The sequence below is a fragment of the Hyphomonas sp. FCG-A18 genome (assembly GCF_045287255.1).
Taxonomy (GTDB): Bacteria; Pseudomonadota; Alphaproteobacteria; order Caulobacterales; family Hyphomonadaceae; genus Henriciella.
In genome coordinates, this window is sequence record NZ_CP137142.1 from 2,478,608 (window position 1) to 2,502,755 (window position 24,148).

The following is a 24,148-nucleotide window of genomic DNA, read 5'->3' on the forward strand; positions in this document are numbered from 1 at the left end:
GGGGCTACTCCTCGATAAAGCCAACCGGGGCGTTATAGTTTTCCTTGCTCAGACCTTTGCCATCCTCGGCGTACATGGCGTTCAACTTGCCAAAGAAGATGGTTTGGGGGTCCTTCGCATTAACAAATCCGTCCGCTGGTGTGCGCAGCTCATCCTTGCGCGCCGGGTCAACCAGATATGGCGTGACAATCACCACCATCTCGGTTTCCTCGTTCAGGAAGTCGCGCGACTGGAATAAGGCCCCAATGACGGGTAGCTTCTTGATCCCCGGTAACTGATCAATGGTTTGCCGCGACCGGCTCTGGATCAAGCCAGCCATCATCGTAGATCCCCCCGATGGCAGCTCAACAGTGCTTTCTGCGCGGCGTACGATCAGGGCAGGAATCGTCAAGGTCTGGGCAACAATAACACCACCATCATCGTTCACACCGGCAACAGATTGCCCCTGAAATGCACCATTATTGGAGAGTTCTGAAATCTCCGTCGAGATTTTCAGTGAGATACGCCCTTCGGACAGGACCACAGGGGTAAAGGCAAGGCCGACCCCATATGGTTTGAACTCAATCGTGATCTGACCATTCTGGTCCTGGCCAACCGGGACAGGGAACTCACCCCCCGCCAGGAATTTCGCGCTCTCCCCAGAGACTGCCATGATGTTCGGCTCTGCGAGGGTTCGCACAGCACCAATACGCTCCAAAGCATCAATTGCAACACCAGCAGAGGATTGTAGCTTGTCCTCAACAAAGTTCGTGTAACCGAGGTTTGTTGATAACCCCCCCAGCGAAGAGCCCGCAACATTGAAACCATTCGAGCTGCTCAAGCCAAACGTGTTCGTAAACGGCAATCCAGGGGCGAGAACCTCAACGTCCTGATCAACAAAAGGGCCGCCTGGGACCACTTGCTGAAACAGTTGTTGGACGGTCTGGTTCGCCAGATCCCCAAAGTTGGTTGTGCCGGAGAGATTGATACCCAGCTGCTTGACGACCGAGCGCTGCATCTCAACAATGCGCACTTCCAGCATGACCTGATCATTGGCATCAATGCCCATCATGTTGACAATCTGGGGCTCTTCTTCAGCATCACCGAGATAGGCTGCAACCAAGCGCATCACCTGATCAGATTGGACAAGGCTATCCACCCGCCCGGTGACAACGGCACTGCCATTGAGCATCTCAACACGCACACGCGCATCGGGCACATAGCGCGCAATCATTGCATCCAGACCTGCTGTATCCAACTCAACGCTCAATTCCAGGTTCAGAAGCGGGTTGCCCTGGCGATCAAAAATGAAAGCATTGGTTTGGCCGACCTCAATCCCGCGAAAGATAATCCGTGTATTGGTCTGGACGACAGCGTCAGCAATATCCGGATTGGTAATCACAATGTCCGCGGCTGGGCGGCCAAGCTCGATAACGGTCGACTTGTTCAAACCTAGGGTCATAGTTTTGGAGACCGCTGTATCACCGGGCTCCATGGTCGACACACCCATCAGGTTCTGTGCCTGCGCCGAAACCGGCATGACGGTTAAAGCCAATGCCGCCGCAGCGCCTTTAAGAAGTATGGACTGCATGCGCATCATCTAGCCCCCTGTGGAAACATTGCCGTTGCGGAAAATCAGGACCTGGTCCCCCGTGCCGACATCGTCATCAATCAAATCCAGACGCGCGGTCGCCTCGCCATTATTGTCGCCAGCATCGGCATGGCTTCTCAAAGTCAGGGAGATTGTCCCTTTGCGGCTGGCAATCGACATCAGCTCGGCCTGCTCAGGGGTCAGTTCGAGTGTTGCAGTCGACCCCGTCAGGGCTGGCACACCATCAACCTCGCCAAACATCTGATCAATCGCCAGTACGCGCGCATTCTCCATCGCCGTCACAACGACCGTGCGGTCGACCATAGTCTCGCCCTGAAGGACTTCGACATCATAAGTCACGATCACATCCACGCGGTCATCTGGCAGAATGAAACCTGCAGAGGCAGACTCAGGTGAAATCTCTAAAGAAACAGCGCGCTTACCTGGCCCTAGAAGCGCGGCCATGAAACCTGTCTCACCCTTTTGGACAATCTTCTGCGGCAGGATTGGTTCATCCGCATAGATCGTGCTGCGCACAACGCTACCAGCAAGTGTTTCCATGGCATCTGGTTGAACCGCTTCGGTAAAGAAACCCGGGTTAAGGGTCTTCTCCGGCCAATCTGCCCAGGCAAAATCACTAGGCCCGATCAATGTACCAATGGGTAAATCATTGGCCGCGACCAGAACTTTTATCTGAGAAACCTCAACTTCCTTGACGATCGTCGTCGGCTCGGCCGTTGTCGTCGGCGCAGGGGCATTTGCCATACCCCGGACCAGGAAGGCTGCGGCTACAGCTGCAATAGCCGCTACAGCGAGGATGATAAGGCGCATGGGTGACATAGGCGTTGTCCTTTATCCCTTGAGGCAGTTAAATCTGCTCGAGTTTGGACCAATATGACGCGTCTTGCCTAAGGCGGGGTTAATCCAAATGCCTGTTTTAGCTTAAGTAATTGGCAAGGAATGGAGAGCTTGGCGCAGCAGCAAAAGCGCCAATAATGATCGCCACCCCATAAGGCACGCCCTGCCCTTTCTGGAGCGTCTCATAGGCATAGAAAGGCGCGGTCTCAGCTGGCACCACACGGCGTGAGAAGTAAACGATGATTGCGAGCGCTGCCCCCGACAAGGTCATCGCATAGAAGAAGCTCATCAGGTCATTTGGTCCAAGCCAGAGAATGATGCCCGGGATCATCTTTGCATCCCCACCGCCGAAGACGCCCAGCATGAACAGCAAGACACAGGCTGCAAATGCAATCGTGGCCGCCAGAACATGCCAGCCAATAACCTCCCAGCCTGGCATCAGAACAATCGCTGCAGGAATGAACAGGAAGGCCAACCAGGCATTCAGCCAGTTTGGTATGGTCAGGGTCGCAATATCCTTAAGCGCCGCATAAAGACACAAAGCGAAAAACAGGCCTGCGAATATATTCGTTACCATAACCAAACTCCACTATTTCAGGGACCTAACCATAAAAGCCTGAAAGAAGGCTTACACTTCGGAGGGAGGCTCTGATGGGCCTTTTGTCCATAAAGAAAGCCGCCGAGTAATCTCGGCGGCTTCCAACCATGATATCGTCAAATGATATCTATTAAGGCGCTGGGCGTGCAGCCATAGCATCTGAAACATCAGTGAAGGTTGCAGCTGTCTCGCCACCAAGAGTAGAAACTGCAGTGATAATCGCAACAGCGATCAGGGCAGCAATCAGACCATACTCAATGGCAGTGGCACCAGATTCATTCTTAAAAAACTTACGCATTTGGAAACTCCATCATCATGCAGGTTGTCGACGTCCCGAGCTTGTCGGGTTTTTTATTCCCGGAACGAGAACAGGTTTACCGCACCGGGCTGAAGATGACGTAAACTGAAACAAAAACTTCGTTTATGTTCCGCAAGTGAATGTTAACGATTAAAACACGCCAGAACGCCCGTCTTCTCTGGGACTGGGTAACCTCGGATATCGATCTTAGGATTCAGGAAAGGCTTTTGTTGCACTTTAACGCTAATGCGTCGCCTGGAGCCTTAACCATGACCTCTTTGAAGAAACTTGCCGCCCTTAGCGTATCCGCCATTCTGCTCGCCGGAAGCGCTGTTGCGGGTCAATTCACTGTTGAGAGTGGAAAAACGAAACAACTTCGCTTGAAAACAGACGCTGCCAGCGTGGTGATCGGTAACCCGAACATTGCAGATGTCGCCGTGGCGAATGGCAAACTGCTATTTGTGTCAGGTAAAGTGTTTGGCACAACCAACCTTCTGGTCTTCGATTCAGCGGGCAACACTATCTATTCTGCAGACGTTGTGGTGACCACGAACACCGCCAATCTGGTTACTGTCAATCGCGCCGGGGCCAACTACTCCTATGACTGCGCGCCTGATTGCAGAGCTGGACTGGCTGTCGGAGATAGTGAGGATCATTTCCAGAGTGTCTATACTCAGATGGACCAGCAGAAAGACCTCAGCGAATAAGCGTGAGCGTTGAAAGCCTCAAAACAACAAACCGCGTGACCTTATCAAGGTTGCGCGGTTTTTTAGTCCTGAGTCGCTTCGGCAAGCTGCTCGCGTCGTAAAGTTACCAGCTGTTGAGCCATGGTATCGACGCTCAAGGAATAGATGGGGCTATCGGCCTGCCCCATTGGCATGATCTGTTCGCCATCAAGAGCCCAAACAAAAGCATTTGGATTACGCGCTGTCACGGTCCAGCCTGCATCCATACGTGGGTAGTAAACTTCCCCTCTCGCCATCGTCCGACTGCGAAAGATGGTTCCATCAGAACCGCGCACTTCAATCCACGCAGGCTTTAAGGCCACAATAGACAGCTCCGCCACACGCACACGGTCCAAATCCTGAATCGACTGGTCCATCCGACTCGTCGCCATCTCTCGCTCTATCAGACGCTTTGAAACAGGAATCTCTTGAACCGAAGCAGACCGCTCCCCTCCGATAAGGGTCAACGCACCGCCCGCGATCAGGAATAACGCGGTTAAAGCCAGAACGGGCAACGCCGTCCCACCAACAAGGCGCCCAAATGAGACCGGGCTATGTTCAATCCGCTCAACATCCATCATGCTGCGCTGCTGGGCAAAACCATCAGCAATGTCTTTATCCGGCAGGCCGAGGGCACGGGCATAGCGGGCGGCCTGCATGCGCACGACAGTCGGGGACAAGTCGCCCGTCTCCATCGCTTCCAACGCTTTGAGCGTATCAATCGACTGGTGCGTGCGCGCAGCCACGTCTTTCAGGCTCTCACCGGCCTTTTCGCGCGCCTCCTGCAATTGTTCACCGGGTGTCAGAACGGGTGGCTCCTGCTCTGTCTCATGAGTTGAATTTTCAGAAGAGTCAGACATTGAGCGGCCGCAAGCAAACAGGAATCAGGACAGTTTGATACCCTGATAATCTATAAGCTCTAAAATTCCGTTGCGCAAAAGCGGTTCACGCGCAGATAGCAGGTCTGCAAAATCAGAGCCGAACCGGGTCAGGTCCAGACTGCGGATCATATCCTTAACCGGGCCAATGCCACCTGCCGGCATTGAGAGGTTATGATAGCCAAGCGCGATCAGGCAGAGGGCCTGTATCGGATGGCTGGCTGCTTCCCCACAAATCGAGACAGGAATGCCGAGATGCTGACAAGTCTCATGCACCTGCCCGAGGAAGCGCATGACCGGGCGCGACACGAAAGGATAGCGCTCAGAAACATGCGGGGTCATCCGGTCTGCGGCATTGAAGAATTGCAGCATGTCATTTGTCCCGATTGAGACGAAATCAACCTCATTACCCAAATCCTCCAGCGCAAAGGCAAAAGCCGGCGTTTCCAGCATCGCGCCAATGCGGACACTGGTCGGGGTGCCCATATCCTGGGCTTGGCTATGCTCTAATTCCCGTTCGAGTAAGGCCCGCGCCTGCCGGAACTCATGCGCACTGGTGACCATTGGGAACATTACAGTCAGATCGTGGCCATCCGCGGCGCGCACCAGAGCCCGAAGCTGCCGCCTGAACAGGCCAGGATGATCGAGCGCAAACCGCACCGAGCGCCAGCCCAGCGCCGGGTTCTCCTCACGCCCCTCATTCAGATTGGGCAGCATCTTGTCCCCACCAAGATCAAGCGTGCGGAAATAGACCGGGCGCCCCCCTGCCCCTTCCAGCACTTTGGTGTAGAGCGCGATCTGATCACCGACTTTCGGCAATGTGTCAGACATCAGGAATTGAAACTCGGTCCGGAATAAACCGATTCCGTCAGCGCCTGTCGTTTCCAGATGGTCTAGATCAATTGCGAGCCCCGCATTCAACATCAGTCGAATACGCTGCCCGTCCTTGGTCTCCGCCGGAACATCCTTGAGCGCGGCATAAGCAGCCTGACGCTCAGTGCGCAGGTTTTGCCGTGTCTCAAACGCTTTAAGCAAATCCTCGTCCGGGCGCAGGTGGACCGTGCCATCCTCACCATCGACAATGATCGGGTCGCCGCGAGAGACCTGCGTGAGCAGACCATCAATGCCCCCCACGGTGGGAATACCAAGGCCGCGCGCGACAATCGCCGCATGGCTTGAGGTTGCAACTTCTTCCAGCACGATCCCGGCAAGGCCGGAGCGGCCATAATCAAGCAATTCTGCCGGACCAAGGCGGCGTGCCACCAGAACCTCTGGGTCCGAACCATTCTGCCCAATGGATGCCGTCTCTGAACCCGCCAAAATGCGCAGCAGGCGGTTATCCAAATCCTCCAGATCATGGAGGCGTTCGCGCATGTACGGGTCTTTGACCTTCTCAAACCGCGCGCGGTGTTCGCGGCGAAGACGGTCAATCGCCGCCTCAGCGGTCAGACCGCCCCGTATCCCTTCAAACAGTTTCTCAGCCCAGGTCGGGTCCGACGCAAGCAGCTTGTACGCTTCAATCACTTCGCGCGGTTCGCCCCACAGGCCGCCAATTTCTGCGGCTAGCATGCGATCGATTGAGAGATGTAATTCTTCCAGCGCGCTCTCGAGGCGGTGTTCTTCCTCGCTGACACTTTCGGCAAAGAATTTCGCCGCCGGGATCACCGGGTCATGCAGGCGCACCTGCCCCATGCCAAGGCCATCGCAGAGGACACGGCCTTTCAGATTTGTTGCCCGGCCTGCCTTGGCCGCCTCGCTCTGCTCTGGCCCGCCATCACTGGCCGCCACAATCTCAGCCAGAACCATGGCAATGGTTTGCAGGCTATCAATCTCATCATCCTGATAGAGCCGCTGGGTCTGGTTCTGTACGGTCAGGATGCCTGCCACCCGGCCACCGCGCAGGATCGGCACACCGAGGAAGGCATTGTACGGGTCTTCGCCGGTCTCCGGGCGATAGGAAAAGCTTGGATGGCGCGGCGCGTCCTGAATTGAAAGCGGCTGCGCCGTCATAGCGATTTGCCCGACCAGCCCCTCATTCATTGCCAGGAAGGTGCGATGTACCGCGTCCTGCCGCAGGCCCTCTGTCGCGATCAACTCCAGGCGGTCATCATTGGTCCGGCGATAAATCGAGCAGACATCGGCCACCATGGTCCCGGCAATCAGGCGCACAATCTGCTTCAGCCGCGTCTCTGTATCGAGATCGGCCGCCATTACAGCGCGCAGGCGGTTCATCAGAAGCCGCGGAATGGAAAAACTGTCAGGCATGATGCCTGTTCACTTGGCAGACCCGCTTAGTCGGCGTCAAGGTCAAACGCGGTGTGAAGCGCGCGAACCGCCAGTTCTGTATAATCTGCATCAATCAGCACTGAAATTTTAATCTCAGAGGTCGAGATCACATCAATGTTGATATTCTTCTGGGCGAGCGCCTCAAACATGGTTTCGGCGACCCCGGTATGGCTCTTCATACCGACCCCGATCACGGAAACCTTGGCGACATCGCGGGTGACTTCCATTTTTTCAAACCGAACTTCATCGCCGTGATCAGAAAGGACTTTTTCAGCCTTCGCGCTATCAGCGCTGGTACAGGTGAAGACCATGTTGGCGCGGCCCTCGCCACGTGCATTGGCCTGAACGATCATGTCCACATTCACCCCGGCGCGCGCCATCAGCGTAAACAGGCGCGCAGACGTACCCGGCTTATCTTCCATCCCGAACAGGGTGATTTTTGCTTCATCGCGCGAATAGGTTACGCCGTTTACAACCTGCTTTTCCACAATCTCATCCTCGCTACACACCAGTGTTCCGGGATTATTGTCCCCGGGTCCTGCAAAACTTGATAATACGCGCACCAGAACGCCATGGTTCATGGCAAGCTCAACCGACCGCGTCTGAAGCACTTTTGCTCCAAGTGAGGCCATTTCCAGCATTTCCTCGTAAGAGACTTTTTCCAGCCGTGTCGCGTTTGGCACGATCCGCGGATCGGTCGTGTAAACACCGTCAACATCAGTATAAATATCGCAGCTATCTGCACCGAGCGCCGCAGCAACCGCCACCGCAGTCGTATCAGACCCACCGCGTCCGAGTGTCGAGACGCGGCCATTCTCGCTAATGCCCTGAAAGCCCGCAATCACTGCGATCTCTCCGGCATCAATCGCTGCGCCGAGACCGCTATCCTCATCAAAGCCATCAATCCGTGCAGCGCCATGGCCTTCACGCGTCTTCATTCGCATCTGCCAGCCCAGCCAGCTGCGCGCCTTATGGCCACGTTTGCGCAAAGCCAGCGCCAGAAGACCGCTCGTCACCTGCTCACCAGACGCCACGACGACATCATACTCGTCGTCAAAGTCATCCCCATTAACTGTGTCACCCGCTGCGCCTTTGGCGAGGCCAACCAGCTTATTGGTCTCCCCGGCCATCGCCGAAACGATCACGGCCAGCTTCTCGCCCATTTTCGCACGGGCGGCCACGAGATCGGCCACATGCGCGATCCGGTCCAGGTCTGCGACAGAGGTGCCGCCAAATTTCAGAACAGTGCGCGCCATTGCCGCCTCGCTTTTGCTCCATATCTCAGTCAATAACAATTCAGACGCGCCTCTTTAGGGCGCTCGCGGCAAAACCGCAATCAGGATCGCTAAAACATGACCCAAACTGCGACAAAAGAGAAAAATACACCTACGACCCCAACGATTGACCCCGCTGAAGTGGAAAAATTTTCCGCTATCGCGGCGGAATGGTGGGACCCAAAGGGCAAATTCAAACCACTGCATCGGTTCAACCCGGTCCGTCTGGGCTTCATCCGCGACACGGTTGAGGACCATTTCGGCCTTGAACCAAAAGCGCGAAAGCCATTTGAAGGGCTTCGCTTCCTCGACATTGGCTGCGGCGGCGGCCTTGTCAGCGAGCCGATGGCGCGGCTTGGCGCAGACATGGTCAGCGTTGATGCCAGCGAAGCCAATATCAAAACGGCGATGACTCATGCACAAGAAGTCGGCGTTAACATCGACTATCGCGCTGGCACGGTCGAGGGCCTGCTGGAAGCGGGCGAACCGGCTTTTGATGTCGTCCTTAATCTGGAAGTGGTCGAGCATGTCGCCAATCCGGCGGATTTCCTGTCGCAATGCGCGCGGCTGGTTAAACCCGGTGGCCTGATGATCGTTGCCACGATCAACCGCACGGCAAAGGCGTTTGCACTGGCCATTGTTGGCGCGGAATATGTCCTGCGCTGGCTGCCCACGGGCACGCATGAATTCGACAAATTGGTGAAGCCATCCGAAATCGATGCAGCGCTTTCTGGCGCTGGGATGATGACGCAAGCGCCACAAGGGGTCGGCTTCAATCCGATTACCGACGAGTGGCGTCTCTCCAGTGACACAAAAGTCAACTATATGATGATCGCAACTCGACCAAAGGCTGCGATGTGACGACCCTATCAGACCCTCAGGATGTGCTCGATTATTGGCTTGGCGATACGATTGATCATGCCAGTGCTGTCGAAGAGAAACACAAGCTGTGGTTTGGAAAATCCTTTGAAACGGACAAGGATATTGCAGACCGTTTCCTGTCCCTGATCGCGCCTCTGGCGGATGGTCTTGCCTATGACTGGGCCGAGCAAGGGCCGAAACAACGTCTCGCCGCGATCATCGTGCTGGATCAGTTCAGCCGGAACCTGTTCCACGACAGCCCGCTTTCCTTTGCTCACGATCGTATCGCGCTTGGCCTCACCAAAGAGGCGCTGATGAGCGGCGAGGATAAAACCCTCTCAGAGGTTGAGCGCATTTTCCTCTATATCCCGCTGGAACATTCCGAGCGGATGGCCGATCAGGATCTCTCGATCCAGATGTATACAAAGCTCGTCGAAACCGCGCGACCAGAATTCAAGGATTTGTGCGAAAACACACTCGATTACGCCCACAGGCACCGCGATGTGATAAAGCAATTTGGCCGCTTTCCCCATCGCAACAAGGTTCTGGGCCGAACAAATACGCCAGAAGAGGCAGAGTATCTCTCCAAACCGGGCGCCGGCTTCTAAGACCATTATCCTGCAATCTGAGTCTTTTGGCGGATTGCAATTGCGCGCTGGATGACTAGGTTGCGGCGACATTGAATTTAAGCTGACACAGGCAAGATTTTCCCATGGCAGAGACCTATGACGTCGTCATTATCGGCGGTGGCCCCGGTGGCTACAATTGTGCAATCCGCGCCGGACAACTCGGACTGAAGACCGCCTGTATCGAAAAGGAAGACACGCTGGGCGGCACCTGTCTGAACGTTGGCTGTATCCCTTCCAAGGCCCTGTTGCACGCCTCTGAAGCCTATGAAGGCGCCAAGAATGACTTTGCCGCCATGGGCATCAAGACAACCGGACTTGAGGTCGACCTGAAACAGATGATGGCCCAGAAGGCTGACGCGGTGGATGGCCTGACCAAGGGCGTCGCTTTCCTGCTGAAAAAGAACAAGGTCGACCATATTCAGGGCAAAGGCCGTATCACGGGTCCTGGTCAGGTTGAGGTTACCGGCAAGGATGGCAAAACCCAGACCGTCTCGGCCAAGAATATCGTCATCGCCACTGGGTCAGAGCCAAGCACCCTGCCCGGCATCGAGATTGATGAAGAGCGTATCGTCTCCAATACCGGGGCACTGAGCCTGAAAGCCATCCCGAAAAAGCTCGTCCTGATCGGCGCAGGCGTCATCGGCCTTGAAATGGGACAGGTCTGGTCGCGCCTTGGCTCAGAGGTCACTGTGATCGAATATCTCGACCGCATCCTGCCGGGCACTGATAATGAGGTTGCCAAAGAGGCGCAGAAAATCTTCAAGAAACAGGGCCTGACCTTCAAGCTCGGCACCAAAGTGACCAGCGTTGAAAAGCTCAAAACCAAGCTGAAGATCACCGCCGAACCTGCTGCTGGCGGCGACGCAGAAACCCTCGATGCTGATATCGTCATCGTCGCTGTGGGTCGTCGCCCATACACAGAAGGCCTTGGCCTCGAAAATGTTGGCGGCACGACAGATAAGCGCGGCGTCATCCAGACTACGGGCCACTTCAAGGTTGCCGACGGCGTCTGGGCAATTGGCGACTGTATCGCTGGGCCGATGCTCGCACACAAGGCTGAGGATGATGGCGCGGCCGTGGCCGAGCTGATCGCAGGCAAGGCCGGGCATGTTGATTACAATCTTGTCCCCGGCGTTGTTTACACCAAGCCTGAGATCGCCTCTGTCGGCCAGACCGAGGAACAGCTCAAAGAGGCGGGCATCAAGTATAAGAAGGGCAAGTTCCCCTTCATGGCCAATTCTCGTGCCCGTACAAATCACGAGACACTCGGTTTTGTGAAAATCCTCGCTGAGGAAGGCACAGACCGCGTTCTGGGCGCCCACATGATTGGCGTCGGCGTCGGTGAACTGATCCACGAGGTTTGCGTTGCGATGGAGTTCGGGGCCTCGTCTGAAGACATTGCCCGCACCTGCCACGCCCACCCGACCCTGTCCGAAGCCGTCCGCCAGGCCGCCATGGGCGTCGAAGGCTGGACGATGCAGATGTGATTTTCGGGATTCGCCACCGGCGAAATTTTTAGTCCAGCGGACTAAAAATACCGAAAACCAGCTGCGGCGCACAACATCTTCACTTTCCGGGGTGATTTCACCGTCTTCGGGCGCATCAACAATCGCACATGCCTTTTTGTCATTCTCGATGAGATCGAGCAATATATTAAAAAGGTCTTGGGCCTAGCGCATAATCAATGTCAGGAATGGTTTCGTTCAGATCGCTAATATTAACACTCAATTTGAGGAGACAAGGATGCTGGCACACCTATTAATCTTGATAGTGTCTGGATATCTGGCACTCGTTAGCCCCGGACTTGCGCAAAATCCGAATGAAGATACGCCGCTACCCGCCTTTCCTGAAACCGAGATATTTCTGTTTGAATATGACATGGCGAAATCGGATGATCCTCTATCTGATGGTCAAAATGTCACCAAACGACCAGGCTACGATAATCAACCCTTCTTCACCAATGACAGCAGGACATTTCTCTATTCGCGCGATGACGGTACGCAAACGGATATATGGGAATATGATATCGCAAGCGATACGCACACACAGTTGACAGCGACAGAGCAATCTGAGTTTTCACCAACGCCTTCACCGGACAATCAGACCATATCCATGGTATTTGAGCGTAATTTTTCGATCTGGCACTTCAATAGAGGCATCGCACACGCGCCTGCCTGGTTACTGGAAACCGCCAGGATTGAAGAACCAGTAGGCTATTTCGCGCGCAATTACGAAACCGGCGACATACTCTTCTGGTCCCGTTATGGATTTAGCCTCTCCCTAACCCATTCTGACAAGCCAGGACATCATTTCATTACAGGACATGCGGTCCCCGCAGCACCGCATGTCATACCCGGAACCAATCATTTTAGCTTTGTCCACCGCCAGACCAATGAACAGGTCTGGATCAAGGCATTAGACCCAGAAACCAAAGCTGTCCGTCCCCTAACACAGATTGTCGGTTCAAACGCCAATTACACTTGGACCCTGGATGGATCGATCCTGCAAATCGAAGGCACAGCTCTATTCAGATGGCATGAAGACAGCGATGGGTGGATGAAAATTTCTGATCTGTCTGACCATGGCCTTGCGTCGGCCAACCGGATCGCGGTTAGCCCGGATGGAAAACGAATGGCGGTCGTAGGTATACCAGCCGAGTAGTTCCTTTGTTCGTCATTGGTCGGAACAATGCTGGCTGACTATGTGGCAGGCCTGCGCTCTGACACGCCAAGTACTCACCACATGATCGACTGTTTGGCCTGATCAATCTGCAACCCATCAGCCTCTTTGCGCCAGCGATAATAGGGCTTCTCGATCACACTGATGGCCCACACACCCTGCTCGCTCATCTCTCAACTCCATCTCTGAAGCCGAAACGAGCTCAACAACTGGGCCAGTTATTTTGAGGGCGTTCAGCTGAAACCGACAAAATCGGTCATTTAAGTTGCACCTTATGACGCCGCTAACACCCCGAAGCCTTGGTCAAGGATGCGGATAAAACACCATGACTGCCAAAGGTATAAGCTTTGTAGGCCCACACATTCGTGTTACATATGAAACACACACTCATACTTTCTGTTTTTCGAGATATTCTTATTGATAAATGATAAGGATTGTGCATTATTGCTCTAAAGAGAGGCCCATAAGGCGAAAACGCACGGGAAAATAAAGATGTCGAACATCGATCAAGAGAGCAGCAAGCGGGCGAGTATAGGCCTATGGGTGAAGCGGATCATTTTCCTGATCCTGCCAATCCTGGTCCTGGTTTTTTCAGTTGGTGGGGCCATAGGCATGAGTGTCTTCAGCCCGCAGCCCGAAGAGAATGAGAACACGGTTGAGGCGCTTCCTGTTCTGACAGCTCCTGCTGTGAGAGACAGTGTCGCGCTGCGCGTATCGTCTCAAGGCGAGGTGCGCCCGCGCACGTCTGTTGTTCTGGCTTCGGAAGTTGCAGGCCGGATTGCCTATGTTTCCGACGCGCTGTTACCCGGTGGCTCCTTCCAGCAAGGCGACGTTCTAGTGCGCATCGACCCGACAGAGTTCTCTCTCCGGGTCACACAAGCTGGCGCGACTGTGGCGCAAGCCCGAACCGCGCTGGCTCAAGCGCAATCAGAGGCGCGAACCTCACAACAGGATATTGCTGAATTGGGTATCCAGAACGCCTCCGACCTGGCGCTCGGACGACCCCAAGTTGCAGAAGCCGAAGCACGGCTTGCCTCGGCCGAGGCCTCTCTAGCTGAAGCGCGACTGAACCTCGCGCGCACAGAGCTTAGAGCACCGTTCGCTGGCCGGGTCCGCACACGCACGGTTGATAAAGGCGCCTATATTAATCCGGGCATGGCGCTGGCCGAGATTTTCGCCAGTGACACAATAGAAATCCCGGTGGCTCTGACTGACCGTGATCTCGCCAGCCTGAATCTTGGTATCGGCTTTGTTGCCAACCAAGAAAACCCTGGCCCGCTCGTGCATCTCTCTGCCCTGATCGCTGAGACAGAGCGCAACTGGACAGGCCGTATCACTCGTACCGATAGCAGCATCGATACCGAGACCCGCGTGCTGTTCGCCTATGTTGAAGTTGAAGACCCGTATGGCGCGGCCAGCGACAATGGTGTGCCGCTTGCGGTTGGCCTGTTTGTCAATGCTGAGATTGAAGGCCTCATGATCCCCAATAGTGTTGTTATTCCACGTACAGCCCTGCGCGGTGATGATCAGGTTTTTGTCGCCGGAGCCGACGAGACGCTGGAAATTCGCTCTGTAACGGTTGCGTCTTCTGACCGCCAGAGAGCGGTTTTGACAGCCGGTCTCTCACCCGGTGAGATGGTCATCACCTCGCCCGTTCGCGATGCCGGCAATGGCATGAAAATTAAAGCTGTTGAGCAAGCAAGCTTGTCCGCTTCCGGATCCTCATCCGGCGACGAGCTGGCGGCAATCACTGAATAAGGGAGGCGAACATGAATGGTATTATCCGCTGGTGGGCAGACAATCCGGTTGCCGCTAACCTTTTAATGATCGCTATCCTGCTGGCCGGTCTGGTGTCCTACTTCCAGATTGAACGCGAGCTTGAGCCTTATGTCGAGTTCCCGGGCGCTGAGGTTGTCGTGCAATGGCAAGGCGCCTCCCCACAGGATGTTGAGGAACAGATTGTTGTTCGGCTCGAAGAAGCTGTCAGCACGATAGAAGGCATTAACCGGCTCTGGTCGGTCTCCAGTGAGGGCTTCGGCGCGCTCTATATTGAAGGAGACATGGATCAGGATGAGGCGGCCTTCCTGCAGAACATCAAACGCGAAGTCGACTCAATCAGCACCTTCCCGGCGGCGGCAGAGCCTCCACAGTTGCGCCTGTTCAACAGCCAGAATGAGATGATCCGCATCGCTGTCTCCGGTGATGAGAGCGTGAGCGAGCGCGAGCTTAAACGCTTTGCGGAAAAAACGCGCCGTGAAATTGGCCTGCTTGGCCATATCCCGGCTGTGGAACTGTTTGGTGTTCGGGGTGAAGAGGTCTCTATCGAAGTCTCTGAACGGGCGCTGCGGCGCTATGGCCTGACCCTTGGCGACGTTGCACAAGCCGTGCGCAGCACCTCCCTCAATCAATCTGCTGGAAGTGTCCGCACAGACGCGGGTGACATGACGATCGCCATGCGTGCGCAGGCTGATACGCAGGAAGACTTTGAAGATGTCGTCGTTCGCCAACTCGCCAATGGCGCAGTGGTCCGCGTTCGTGACGTTGCGACCGTTATTGATGGTTTTGAGCAGGTGAACTTGCTGGCGACCGTCAATGGCAAACGAACCATACTCGTTCAGATTATGAGCGGACCAAACATGGACGTCGTCAAGATGTCCGAGAATGTGCGCGGCTATCTCGCCAAACAAGAAGGTCAATTGCCTGAGGGCGTCTCGATGACTCTCTGGGAAGATGCCGCGGATGACTATCGCGGCCGTATGATCACGATCGGCTCAAACTTCATCACTGGACTCATTCTGGTGGTGATCATGCTGTTCCTGTTCTTGCGCCCCATCGTGGCCTTCTGGGTCGGGGTCGGCATCGCTGTGGCTTTTGCTGGTGGACTTGCCCTACTTCCATTCTTCAACGTCTCACTGAACATGATCTCGACCTTCGCGTTCCTGCTTGTGATCGGGGTAATCGTTGATGATGCCATCATCGTTGGAGAATCGATTCACGCCAAAACAGAGGATGGCGAAAGCGGTGTTGAAGCGGCGGTCAATGGCGCCTCAATGGTGGTTAAGCCGGTAATCTTCGCTGTGTTCACAACTGCGATTTTCTTTGCGCCCTGGATGTTCCTGTCCGGCGCGACCAGCGAGTTTACCCGGGCCATCTCTCTAGTGGTGATCATGGCGCTGATTTTCTCTCTGGTCGAATCCCTGCTGATCCTGCCAGCACACCTGGCCCATCTAAAACCCGTCAATCCACGCAACCCGGTTGCCCGCTTTCAGCAGGCGCTCGCCGATAGCATCGTGTGGTTTGCTCGAAACGTTTACAGGCCGGTGATGAAAGCCTCCCTGCGCCAGCGCTATCTGACGGCTTCGCTTTTCATGGGCGCCATGATCCTGTCGATCGGTCTAATGACCAATGGCATCGTCAAAACCGCCTTCTTCCCGGAATCAGAATCCGACCAGATCGCCATTGAAGTCAACCTGCCTCAGGGCACGCCCTATGATCGCACTCTGGAAGTTCTCAACCAGATCCAGGTTGCCGAGAAGCAGCTGGAGGACGAGATCAATGAGCGCACCGCTGGTGAAGGCAAACTGATTGAGAACTGGTACACGCGCTCCAGAGACAATCAGGTTCTGGCTCTGGTGAAACTGGTGCCACCTGAAACCCGCACACTCACGGCAAAAGAGACCGCAGACAGACTGCGCGAACTGATTGGTGAAGTGCCAGATGCGGAAACGATTAGCGTCAACTATACGGCCAACTGGAGCGGCCCGCCGATTGAGTATGTTCTGAACTCAACTGATCTGGATGCACTCAACGAAGCCGCTGAAGCCCTGATTGCACAGCTACGCAGCTATGAAGGTGTCTACAATGTAGTCAATGACACCCGTAGCGCGGCCGACGAAGTACGCTTCGATCTCAAGCCGGGTGCGGAAGCACTCGGTCTGACCCGGGCTGATGTTGCCCGTCAGGTCCGGCAGGGCTTCTTTGGTGAGGAGGTTCAGCGCTTGCCACGCGATGGGGAGGATGTGCGTGTCTTCGTGCGGTATCCCCGTGTCGACCGGGAATCCCTCGACTTCCTCAACAATATCCGCATTCGCACTCAGGATGGCCGCGAAGTCCCCTTGCGCACAGTTGCCGATATCAGCTTTGAGAAAGGCGTAACCCAGATCCTGCGCAGAGAGCGCCAGCGCGCGGTCATTGTCAGCGCCGAAGTAGTGACCGACCGGATTGAGGAAATCCGCACAGAGCTCAATCAAAATTTCTTCCCGGATTTTGATCGCAATCACCCTTCTGTCACGCGCGGGAATATTGGCCGGGCGCAAGGTGAAGCAGAGTTTCAAGCCGAAATCCTGACCCTCTTGCTAATCGCAATTGGGGTGGCTTATTTTCTTGTCGCTGTGGCATTCAAATCGTATTTTGAGCCCGCCCTGATCCTTCTGGCCGCCGTTCCGTTCTGTTTGACCGGAGCGATTGTTGGACACCTCATCATGGATACGCCGATTGGCCTGTTCTCTTATCTCGGGATCATGGCTGCGGCGGGTGTGGCCGTGAACGATAATCTCGTCTTGATCGACTATGTCCACAAGCTGCGCGCCAAAGGGCTAACAGCGGCGGACGCCCTGGTTGAAGCTGGTACGCGCCGTTTCCGGCCCATCCTTCTGACATCGATCACGACCTTTGTTGGCCTACTACCGCTAATGATGGAGCGCTCCATTCAAGCGCAATGGCTGATCCCGATTGCTGTGGCTCTCGCCTTTGGTGTGATGTTTGCCCTGCTGGTCACCTTGTTCTTCGTTCCGGCGCTTTATGGCATCGGGGCCGATATCCGACGCTTCTTCGGGTACCTGATCAGTGGTCGCAAGCATGAGGCCTTCAGCGCCCCGCTGGCTGACGATACACCATCCACGCTCGCACCTGCTGAATAAGAAGAGAACGCATAGTCCAACCGATGCATCGTCATTATGCGTATAACGCAGTGACATGTTTAAGTCGCTATACGCCCCGCCAGTTCGGGGCTCGTTTCTCCTTGAAAGCCTGCGCGGCCTCAAGAGCGTCATGACTATCAAGCATAGTATCGATACGCCTTTGAACATCAGCAGATTTGAGATCGTACTCGCTGACTCTAAGGACCGTTTTTGACGCTCGATGTGAAACGCAAAGCTGTGCGCCACGTCATGGAGCGGCTTACTTTGTACTCAAGCAGATGCAGTTTAACGTCAGACGCCTTTACAAGGTGAAGCAATCCAACCGACCTCAGATTATCTGCTAGGCTCAGTTTCTTAGTCAGAATGAAAACTTGAAAATACCGATAAATCCTAGTTGATTATAATACGGTATAGAAACTCGATATAAGGCACATGTGGGATGTGTTAGGAGTTTCTCGGAAACGCGTGTATTAGTTTGGCACAAAGGAGGGATAGGATGCAACGTGGATGTGCACGTCAGCAAGGATGGCTTGCGAAAGATTATTGCGCTTTCACCCGGTCAGGTCCCAGTTTGAATGCTTTGAAACTGGTCAAAAATCAAAGGAACATGTGCCTAGCGCAGACCTAAGAAGAGGGTGACTTGCCGCCACCCCCTTCAGAACATAGTCAATTACTCTGGCGTGTAAGGCAGCGAAGAGTGATGGAGGTTGATTTTCAAGTCACCTTCCTCATCAAGGACGTAACCGAACGTGTACTCAACCTTGGTTTCGTTGCCATCTGGCCCAGTAAAGAAATAATTCCCCATCGCCATCGCTGAATCGCCGTCGGCATAGATACCATTGCTTTCCCAGCGGACATTGGTCCAGCCCTTGATTGCGAAACCGCTATCCTCTGTGCCCTCTGCACCGATGAAGTAAGAAAGGGCCTCATCAAAGGTTTCACGGAATTGATCATCCGCAGCCAGTGTTGGTTTGAACATCACAGCTGTCTCACCATAGGCATAAAGCGTATTAATGTGCTCTGTTGCACGGGCTTTATAGTCATCACCTGCGGCGTGGACGCTCGAAATGGCAACAATACCATTGCCCCATTCTGTCTGCGCAGCAACAACGTCACTTTCCGTTATGCCCGCGGCAGAGGTGTCTGCAATTGCGGTGGATGCACACCCCACAAGCACCAGACTTGTAAGACCACCCATGACTGCAGTCATGCTATTTCTCATATCGTATTTCCTTTTAGGGTTTGGGCGGCGAAGGCCACATGGACCTTCGCCTGGTGAGAAATACTCACGCCCGCCATTGGCAGGCGCTTGTATAATGGCAGCTCGTAATCGGGAGACGTGCTACCAATTCAGTTTAACGGGTGTTTCAATGACACGCGCGACCATCGAGCAATCGCTTCACGCTTGCCGCTTTGTCGCCTTTTCGGGGCATCCATCAAAAGCTCACTGAGTTGTAGATTACCCATAATCCACCCATTTAGTGACTATATAACATAACATTTATATCGACATCTATGCTCGACAAGGGCAAAACGACAGAGCCTTCAAAACCATGGATGTCTAATGCCGGATGCGAACATTACCCCGAACAAAAGCGAGATCGAATCATTGCACACTTATGCTTATGTCGGTGCTTCTTCGTCCTGCTTATGACACGTTCTATCCAAGCCATAGGGGCATTCAGAATGCTTGATTTTTCCATGTCAAAGCGAACAGCGATAATCGCCGCTATGGCTATGCTGTCCTTTCCGGCATGTGCGCCTGCAGAAGAAACCCCTCAACCCTCTGTCACGCAGGCTGAAACACCCCCTCCAATACCAGAGGGGCAAGAAACCGTTGCGTTTGAACGTGAAACCTCGCCTGAGATCGAGAAGACCGCGGAGCAGGCAACAACTGAAGAAACTGCGACCCCTGCCCCACCAGCCTCACCCTATTGGGGTATCGAGCCGGGCGAGCCGCTTCCCATCATGTGGGACGACCTCATGCCTGAGGGTTCGGAAGAAGAAATGCTGCGCCAGCAGGATGAATTCTATCGCATGCTGGAGCAACGCTACATGGCCAACAGCTCACGCCTGGCTGATGCAGCGCCACTTGATGGGATCGAAGAGGGATCTGAGCTCGACTTCATGCCGCAATTTGGAACCTTTGATACGGTTGAGGAGTTTGATGGCCAGCTGATCAGGATCCCCGGCTATGTTGTGCCCTTTGATTTCAATCTAAGACGCCGCCATGACTCATTCCTGCTCGTCCCCTATATGGGTGCCTGTATCCACACCCCACCGCCGCCACCGAACCAAATCATTTATGTCCGCGCTGATCCGTCTATCCGGATCAAGGATATCTGGGTCCCATATTGGCTCGAAGGGGACTTACAGAGCGAACAGGTCCTCAATGATACCGGCGACGCAGCCTACTCTCTGGCCCTTTCAAAGATAGAGCCATATCCGATACCCTGACCAACGCAGCATAGCGCTCGTAAGCAAAATCGTTTTCCCAGCCCTTTCGATTTGACAGAAGCCGCCAGATACAGTGTCCTCTCAAAAGTGATGTTGTAGAGGTCCATTTTTGGATGGCTGGGTGTTTTTATACCGAAATGAAGTATGTGTTAGCAATTTTCCGGGAATATGCTTATTAATATTCCTATGGGAGAGAGAGGGTCGATAATGTTACGCTCAGTCGCCGTAACAGGTTTAGCAGCTCTATGTTGCCAGATCGCAGCTGCTCAAAACTTTGACTCAAGCACTGTCAGCCTAAACGGGAATGTAGAAACCCGGTGTCAGATATCCTCAAATGGCGCTCTTGAAGTTGCAGAAGATGCCGTTACGCGCCCCATAGTACGGGTTGTTAAATCCTGTAATACGTACGGCCCTGTAGAATTGCGACTTGTGCATAGAACCTTACAGGATGATGAAGGTGTTCTCGCGCAGTTTGACAACAAGATGTTTGCGCTCGATCCCAGTGGTGTGACCAATATTGATATCGGCAGCAACCCTGAGGTGAAAATCACGACGCTGGCGCTCATCAAGGCAAATGTTCGCTCGCCACTCAGAGTGATCGTGCGCGACTCCACACAAGCCCTACGCCTGTACTAAGCCTCCTGGGCTTACTCGAAGCCCTGACAGGTCTAATCAACTGAAATGAGAAATCATCAAGGCTGCAAGCCCCTAGAGCGGGGCGATGCTGATGGTTATGACATCCGAATATGTCCCAGCTCGAACACTATCGGCCTCACCAATCTGGAAAGCGACAGAGATCAGGCGTGTTTGCGCACTCTCATTAAATCTCAGCTCTCCGGTACCACCGTTATCGAACATGGGGTTTTCATCCAGGAATAGCATGTAGTCGATTTTCCAGTCATCGTTGCGCCCATCGCGGACAAGATAACCGTTATTTTCAGACTCAACATTGACCCTGTAAGGGGATGTTCCAACTGTACGAATTGCCACTGTACGATCAGTAACTCTCTTACCTGTTGTCAGCTCACCCAGATTTACAAAACCCGCACGCCGACCACGAGCACCCACCTGACCTGCAAGAGATATGCTGGCGAGCGGCGGAACTGTGGCCTCAACGCCCATATTGACTGTGGAGCGTTCACCAGTACGGCGGTCTTCAAAGTCAAAAGCCAAAGCCTGGCTATAATTGGCCGCCTCGACCAGCTGGCCGGCCGGAATATTCAGACCAAACCGCAATTGGCGCTTCTCAAATGGTCGCAATGGGACAGAGAAACTGGAAAAGCCTCCAGCGCCACGTCCAGAATCTGCACTAATCGGTGTGCCCGTAGACCGCTCATACAGGCTATAACGCAAGGAATCTGTGGAATCAGAGGCCTTCATCACATTCCGGCTTAGACCTGGAGAGGTGACAGAGACAGTCAGATTACAATCCTGATTTGTGGTGTTCTCAACGCTCAGAAAACGCTCTTCAAAAACATTATCGCGTACAAAAGGATTGTAACGACCAGCATTCCAGAGTGCGTTATCGCCTTCTACCCTGAACTCGCAGGCAGATGCAGGTGCCGCCGCAAATGTTGCTCCGGCCAGAAGAGATGCAACCATTCCCATGCAAAGCTTATTCATAATTACATCCCCTCCTCAGGTTCTGGTATAGCATCGGTAGTAACCTCGCCGAGCCTCAATAGAGCGCCATCATCCAATGGCACCTCGAATGTGATCTCAGTTGGTACCGGACTAGTAATCGTAACAGTATAGCTGACTCCTGGTTCCAGGCCAATCATGGCAAAGCGACCAACCCGGTTAGTAAAGAACGAGGTTTCTTTCATAGCACCGCCATCGCTGCGAGCAATACGGCCGACCCCCAGACTAATCGGTGTCCCATCAGCGTACAGAAGTGTACCTGTCGCACTGACAAAATCAGCACTACCGACTTGGATGCGAGAAGCACTATTCAATGTCGGCTTAAGCAAGATCAGGCCTTCACCAATGTCATACCCTGGCGGCACATCATCAACATCGTACTGCAAAGTCTGCTCAGTGTAGCTAGACAGTCTGGATGCGACTGCCGGGCCAAACATGCCACTGCGCGCTTCATAGCCACGGCTCAAATCATTACCCGCGATAACAGATCGTCCTTCGAGTGACCTGTGCGGCGACAAGTGCGCAAAGCTATCAAATATTGGACGGCCCAGCGCTGCAGTTCGCCCTGTATAGCTGAAGCTTGAACCCAATCTCAGAGTGGTTTGGCTATCATCCGTGTCAAAGGAGAATGAATCCCCTGTCAAACGGTGCGATAGACGTGCATCAAAACGATTGCCAACATAGTTGACCGCGCCACCAAGCGTGGAATCTCCATCATTGTCGACATAATCCAAGTCGAGGCCGTAAGAGCCGACATATTCATCTGCAGTCCGCGAGACACGTAGAGATGTACGCTCATCAATGCTCTCATAACGGGCTTCAGACTGCCAATTGGTAGATGGCGAATAGATGAGTGAGACTCGGAAACCGACATCATCGTCGCCAGTCTGGCGATCACGCCGCGCTTGAATACCGGCCTGCAAACGGAAGCTCTTGTTTAGCTGGTGGAAAACGTCAAAGCTTGCTCGGTAACCGTCTTCCCCTTCTCTAAACGAAGTATATCCCCCACTCACGGTCGCACGCCAATCCCGGCCAAACGAACGTGAATAATCCGCAAAAGCGGAAAAGGCTTGCAAGTTACGAGGGTTCACGTCGCCCAAGGATCCGAAATCCTCCCCGAGAAACTCAATATTGACAGAGTAACTCTCATCATAATCCAGGGTTTCCCGGAAATAATCATAGCGCGCGGACGCTGCATAACTTGAACCCAGTCCGTCAACATTACTCGCCGCGGCCTCTAGGTCCAATCGCCCACCCCAAGATGGCGGAATGCGCCACAGTGCGTTGATGACCTGTTGATTCTCGGTCGCCTGGACACCAGCACCAAGGATACCGCCTCGCCAATTGGCCTTCCGGTAAAAAGCACTGATGGCCGGATCTGTTTCGCCATAATCTGGCGAACGAGAGAATGGGTCAGAGATGAAACCAACTGTAACACCATATTCATGGTCACCTGGGTCAAGCTCAGATGGGTCAAAGAACGCATTATACTCAAGCCGCTCTTCGCGTCCTGTATCGTCACGAATAACGATTTCAACATTCGACGTGCCGAACTGAAGGGGCAGTTCAGTGATGTCATAGGTTCCCGTGGAAAGGCGCAGGTTTTGAACTTCAATATCGTTCAGGAAGACCTGCATCTCTGATGGGCGCTCAATCAGGATGCGACCACCACCAAGGGGGCGGAAACTGCGGAAAGGCGTAAACTCGCGCTTACTCCGTACGACCGATACACCACCAATAGTCCGGCTGGCCTGAAAACCGCGGACCTCTGGGATAATATCGCCCGCCGAAACACGCACATATTGCTCAGGAAAGTCTCTAACGACACGAACGAAACGTCGCTCAAACTCATAGTCATCATCAGCGCCAAAAGATGTCGCGTACTCGGTATCATACTGCACGACATAATCGCCAAAACGAGCCGCGCCATTAATCAGGGCATTAGGCCGATCAAAGTTTGTGCCACCACCTTCCGTGGCCGTCAGACTTAGGTTCGTATAACCGCTCACAGATTCGACAGGTGTAGTGTCAGTGATTGAAGATCCGCCACGGTTACCACCACCAAACGACAATTGTTGTGGCGCACTGCTTTCTGGGCGCACAAAGGCCTGCGCCTCAAGCAGAGCAAAGTCATACTGAATGTCCAGACCCTCATCCTTAAGGGCCTCCAATTTTACGAGTTCGGTATCCTGGAAACGCTCAAGAATGCGCTCCGCAATTACATCGCTGACAAGGTCAGGCAAGTAGGTTTCAAGGCTGCCTTTCTCAACAAAGAGCTCACCATCTGCGGCCCAGATTATGGCGATGTCGCCTAGCTCAAGCCCCTGATAAATAAGCGGTCCTGTAAGCGGAACATCACGACCATAAGGGTTCGCTTCGGAATTCACCTGCGCATAGCTCGTGCCAAGCGCTATCCAGCAAAACCCCACAAAGAATGAAACAACGGACTTGCGCATGATACCTCCCCTTGCCCTT

19 protein-coding genes are annotated in these 24,148 nt (G+C 54.0%); 9 read left to right on the forward strand and 10 right to left on the reverse strand.

The window, feature by feature from the left end; all coding sequences use genetic code 11:
- Window positions 1-4: 4 nt before the first annotated feature.
- The 4 genes from RYZ27_RS12280 to RYZ27_RS12295 form a co-directional block, all read right to left on the reverse strand.
- Complete coding sequence (locus RYZ27_RS12280; protein WP_406679808.1) at window positions 5-1,570, reverse strand: type II and III secretion system protein family protein; 1,566 nt, start codon at window positions 1,568-1,570, stop codon at window positions 5-7.
- Window positions 1,571-1,579: 9 nt separating this feature from the next.
- Window positions 1,580-2,410 carry a Flp pilus assembly protein CpaB gene (gene cpaB, locus RYZ27_RS12285; RefSeq protein ID WP_406679809.1) on the reverse strand — a complete coding sequence of 277 codons (831 nt, stop codon included), beginning with the start codon at window positions 2,408-2,410 and terminating at the stop codon, window positions 1,580-1,582.
- Between the two features lie 97 nt (window positions 2,411-2,507).
- Window positions 2,508-3,005, reverse strand: coding sequence for a prepilin peptidase (locus RYZ27_RS12290; protein WP_406679810.1), 498 nt, complete (start codon window positions 3,003-3,005; stop codon window positions 2,508-2,510).
- Between the two features lie 151 nt (window positions 3,006-3,156).
- Window positions 3,157-3,324, reverse strand: coding sequence for a Flp family type IVb pilin (locus RYZ27_RS12295; protein WP_406679811.1), 168 nt, complete (start codon window positions 3,322-3,324; stop codon window positions 3,157-3,159).
- A 269-nt stretch (window positions 3,325-3,593) separates the two neighbouring features.
- On the opposite strand from RYZ27_RS12295, the gene RYZ27_RS12300 reads away from it, so the two are divergent.
- Entirely contained in the window at window positions 3,594-4,031 is a 438-nt protein-coding gene (locus RYZ27_RS12300; RefSeq protein WP_406679812.1) for a pilus assembly protein N-terminal domain-containing protein, read from the forward strand.
- 62 nt (window positions 4,032-4,093) lie between these two features.
- Here the strand turns inward: RYZ27_RS12300 and RYZ27_RS12305 are convergent, their stop codons facing one another.
- Genes RYZ27_RS12305 through RYZ27_RS12315 form a run of 3 tightly spaced genes read right to left on the reverse strand, consistent with a single transcriptional unit; the run spans window position 4,094 to window position 8,469 of the window.
- Window positions 4,094-4,909 (reverse strand): helix-turn-helix domain-containing protein, encoded by an 816-nt coding sequence (locus RYZ27_RS12305; RefSeq protein ID WP_406679813.1) that lies wholly within the window; start codon window positions 4,907-4,909, stop codon window positions 4,094-4,096.
- A gap of 24 nt (window positions 4,910-4,933) precedes the next feature.
- The gene (gene ptsP / locus RYZ27_RS12310) at window positions 4,934-7,192 is read right to left on the reverse strand and encodes a phosphoenolpyruvate--protein phosphotransferase (RefSeq protein ID WP_406679814.1); all 2,259 of its coding nucleotides are present in this window, start codon (window positions 7,190-7,192) and stop codon (window positions 4,934-4,936) included.
- A gap of 26 nt (window positions 7,193-7,218) precedes the next feature.
- On the reverse strand, window positions 7,219-8,469 hold the full coding sequence (locus tag RYZ27_RS12315) for an aspartate kinase (protein WP_406679815.1): 1,251 nt from the start codon (window positions 8,467-8,469) through the stop codon (window positions 7,219-7,221).
- A gap of 96 nt (window positions 8,470-8,565) precedes the next feature.
- On the opposite strand from RYZ27_RS12315, the gene ubiG reads away from it, so the two are divergent.
- The 6 genes from ubiG to RYZ27_RS12345 all read left to right on the forward strand — a co-directional run bounded on the left by ubiG (window position 8,566) and on the right by RYZ27_RS12345 (window position 17,575).
- Window positions 8,566-9,348 (forward strand): bifunctional 2-polyprenyl-6-hydroxyphenol methylase/3-demethylubiquinol 3-O-methyltransferase UbiG, encoded by a 783-nt coding sequence (gene ubiG / locus RYZ27_RS12320; protein WP_406679816.1) that lies wholly within the window; start codon window positions 8,566-8,568, stop codon window positions 9,346-9,348.
- Window positions 9,345-9,956 carry a DUF924 family protein gene (locus RYZ27_RS12325; protein ID WP_406679817.1) on the forward strand — a complete coding sequence of 204 codons (612 nt, stop codon included), beginning with the start codon at window positions 9,345-9,347 and terminating at the stop codon, window positions 9,954-9,956. Before ubiG ends, RYZ27_RS12325 begins: the two co-directional genes overlap by 4 nt.
- 104 nt (window positions 9,957-10,060) lie before the next feature.
- Window positions 10,061-11,464 (forward strand): dihydrolipoyl dehydrogenase, encoded by a 1,404-nt coding sequence (gene lpdA / locus RYZ27_RS12330; protein WP_406679818.1) that lies wholly within the window; start codon window positions 10,061-10,063, stop codon window positions 11,462-11,464.
- A gap of 256 nt (window positions 11,465-11,720) precedes the next feature.
- A complete protein-coding gene (locus RYZ27_RS12335) occupies window positions 11,721-12,638 on the forward strand; it encodes a TolB family protein (protein ID WP_406679819.1) in 918 nt (305 codons plus the stop codon).
- Window positions 12,639-13,148: 510 nt separating this feature from the next.
- Window positions 13,149-14,414 carry an efflux RND transporter periplasmic adaptor subunit gene (locus RYZ27_RS12340; protein WP_406679820.1) on the forward strand — a complete coding sequence of 422 codons (1,266 nt, stop codon included), beginning with the start codon at window positions 13,149-13,151 and terminating at the stop codon, window positions 14,412-14,414.
- An 11-nt stretch (window positions 14,415-14,425) separates the two neighbouring features.
- Window positions 14,426-17,575 (forward strand): efflux RND transporter permease subunit, encoded by a 3,150-nt coding sequence (locus RYZ27_RS12345; protein ID WP_406679821.1) that lies wholly within the window; start codon window positions 14,426-14,428, stop codon window positions 17,573-17,575.
- 670 nt (window positions 17,576-18,245) lie between these two features.
- Here RYZ27_RS12345 and RYZ27_RS12350 read toward each other — a convergent pair.
- On the reverse strand, window positions 18,246-18,785 hold the full coding sequence (locus RYZ27_RS12350; RefSeq protein WP_406679822.1) for a phosphoribosyl-AMP cyclohydrolase: 540 nt from the start codon (window positions 18,783-18,785) through the stop codon (window positions 18,246-18,248).
- 476 nt (window positions 18,786-19,261) lie between these two features.
- Here RYZ27_RS12350 and RYZ27_RS12355 point away from each other — a divergent pair, with 476 nt between their 5' ends.
- Both RYZ27_RS12355 and RYZ27_RS12360 read left to right on the forward strand, forming a co-directional pair.
- The gene (locus tag RYZ27_RS12355) at window positions 19,262-20,032 is read left to right on the forward strand and encodes a DUF3299 domain-containing protein (RefSeq protein ID WP_406679823.1); all 771 of its coding nucleotides are present in this window, start codon (window positions 19,262-19,264) and stop codon (window positions 20,030-20,032) included.
- A gap of 207 nt (window positions 20,033-20,239) precedes the next feature.
- Window positions 20,240-20,668, forward strand: coding sequence for a hypothetical protein (locus RYZ27_RS12360; RefSeq protein WP_406679824.1), 429 nt, complete (start codon window positions 20,240-20,242; stop codon window positions 20,666-20,668).
- A gap of 72 nt (window positions 20,669-20,740) precedes the next feature.
- Here the strand turns inward: RYZ27_RS12360 and RYZ27_RS12365 are convergent, their stop codons facing one another.
- On the reverse strand, window positions 20,741-21,655 hold the full coding sequence (locus tag RYZ27_RS12365) for a hypothetical protein (protein ID WP_406679825.1): 915 nt from the start codon (window positions 21,653-21,655) through the stop codon (window positions 20,741-20,743).
- 2 nt (window positions 21,656-21,657) lie between these two features.
- Window positions 21,658-24,129 (reverse strand): hypothetical protein, encoded by a 2,472-nt coding sequence (locus RYZ27_RS12370; protein WP_406679826.1) that lies wholly within the window; start codon window positions 24,127-24,129, stop codon window positions 21,658-21,660.
- Window positions 24,130-24,148 lie beyond the last annotated feature (19 nt).

Coding starts and splice junctions, on each gene's coding strand:
- RYZ27_RS12370 (WP_406679826.1), bottom strand. CDS start 24,129: ATGCGCAAGTCCGTTGTTTCATTCTTTGTGGGGTTTTGCTGGATAGCG.
- RYZ27_RS12345 (WP_406679821.1), top strand. CDS start 14,426: ATGAATGGTATTATCCGCTGGTGGGCAGACAATCCGGTTGCCGCTAAC.
- lpdA (WP_406679818.1), top strand. CDS start 10,061: ATGGCAGAGACCTATGACGTCGTCATTATCGGCGGTGGCCCCGGTGGC.
- cpaB (WP_406679809.1), bottom strand. CDS start 2,410: ATGTCACCCATGCGCCTTATCATCCTCGCTGTAGCGGCTATTGCAGCT.
- RYZ27_RS12360 (WP_406679824.1), top strand. CDS start 20,240: ATGTTACGCTCAGTCGCCGTAACAGGTTTAGCAGCTCTATGTTGCCAG.
- RYZ27_RS12305 (WP_406679813.1), bottom strand. CDS start 4,909: ATGTCTGACTCTTCTGAAAATTCAACTCATGAGACAGAGCAGGAGCCA.
- RYZ27_RS12300 (WP_406679812.1), top strand. CDS start 3,594: ATGACCTCTTTGAAGAAACTTGCCGCCCTTAGCGTATCCGCCATTCTG.
- RYZ27_RS12335 (WP_406679819.1), top strand. CDS start 11,721: ATGCTGGCACACCTATTAATCTTGATAGTGTCTGGATATCTGGCACTC.
- ubiG (WP_406679816.1), top strand. CDS start 8,566: ATGACCCAAACTGCGACAAAAGAGAAAAATACACCTACGACCCCAACG.
- RYZ27_RS12290 (WP_406679810.1), bottom strand. CDS start 3,005: ATGGTAACGAATATATTCGCAGGCCTGTTTTTCGCTTTGTGTCTTTAT.
- RYZ27_RS12280 (WP_406679808.1), bottom strand. CDS start 1,570: ATGCAGTCCATACTTCTTAAAGGCGCTGCGGCGGCATTGGCTTTAACC.
- RYZ27_RS12365 (WP_406679825.1), bottom strand. CDS start 21,655: ATGAATAAGCTTTGCATGGGAATGGTTGCATCTCTTCTGGCCGGAGCA.
- ptsP (WP_406679814.1), bottom strand. CDS start 7,192: ATGCCTGACAGTTTTTCCATTCCGCGGCTTCTGATGAACCGCCTGCGC.
- RYZ27_RS12295 (WP_406679811.1), bottom strand. CDS start 3,324: ATGCGTAAGTTTTTTAAGAATGAATCTGGTGCCACTGCCATTGAGTAT.
- RYZ27_RS12355 (WP_406679823.1), top strand. CDS start 19,262: ATGCTTGATTTTTCCATGTCAAAGCGAACAGCGATAATCGCCGCTATG.
- RYZ27_RS12340 (WP_406679820.1), top strand. CDS start 13,149: ATGTCGAACATCGATCAAGAGAGCAGCAAGCGGGCGAGTATAGGCCTA.
- RYZ27_RS12315 (WP_406679815.1), bottom strand. CDS start 8,469: ATGGCGCGCACTGTTCTGAAATTTGGCGGCACCTCTGTCGCAGACCTG.
- RYZ27_RS12350 (WP_406679822.1), bottom strand. CDS start 18,785: ATGACTGCAGTCATGGGTGGTCTTACAAGTCTGGTGCTTGTGGGGTGT.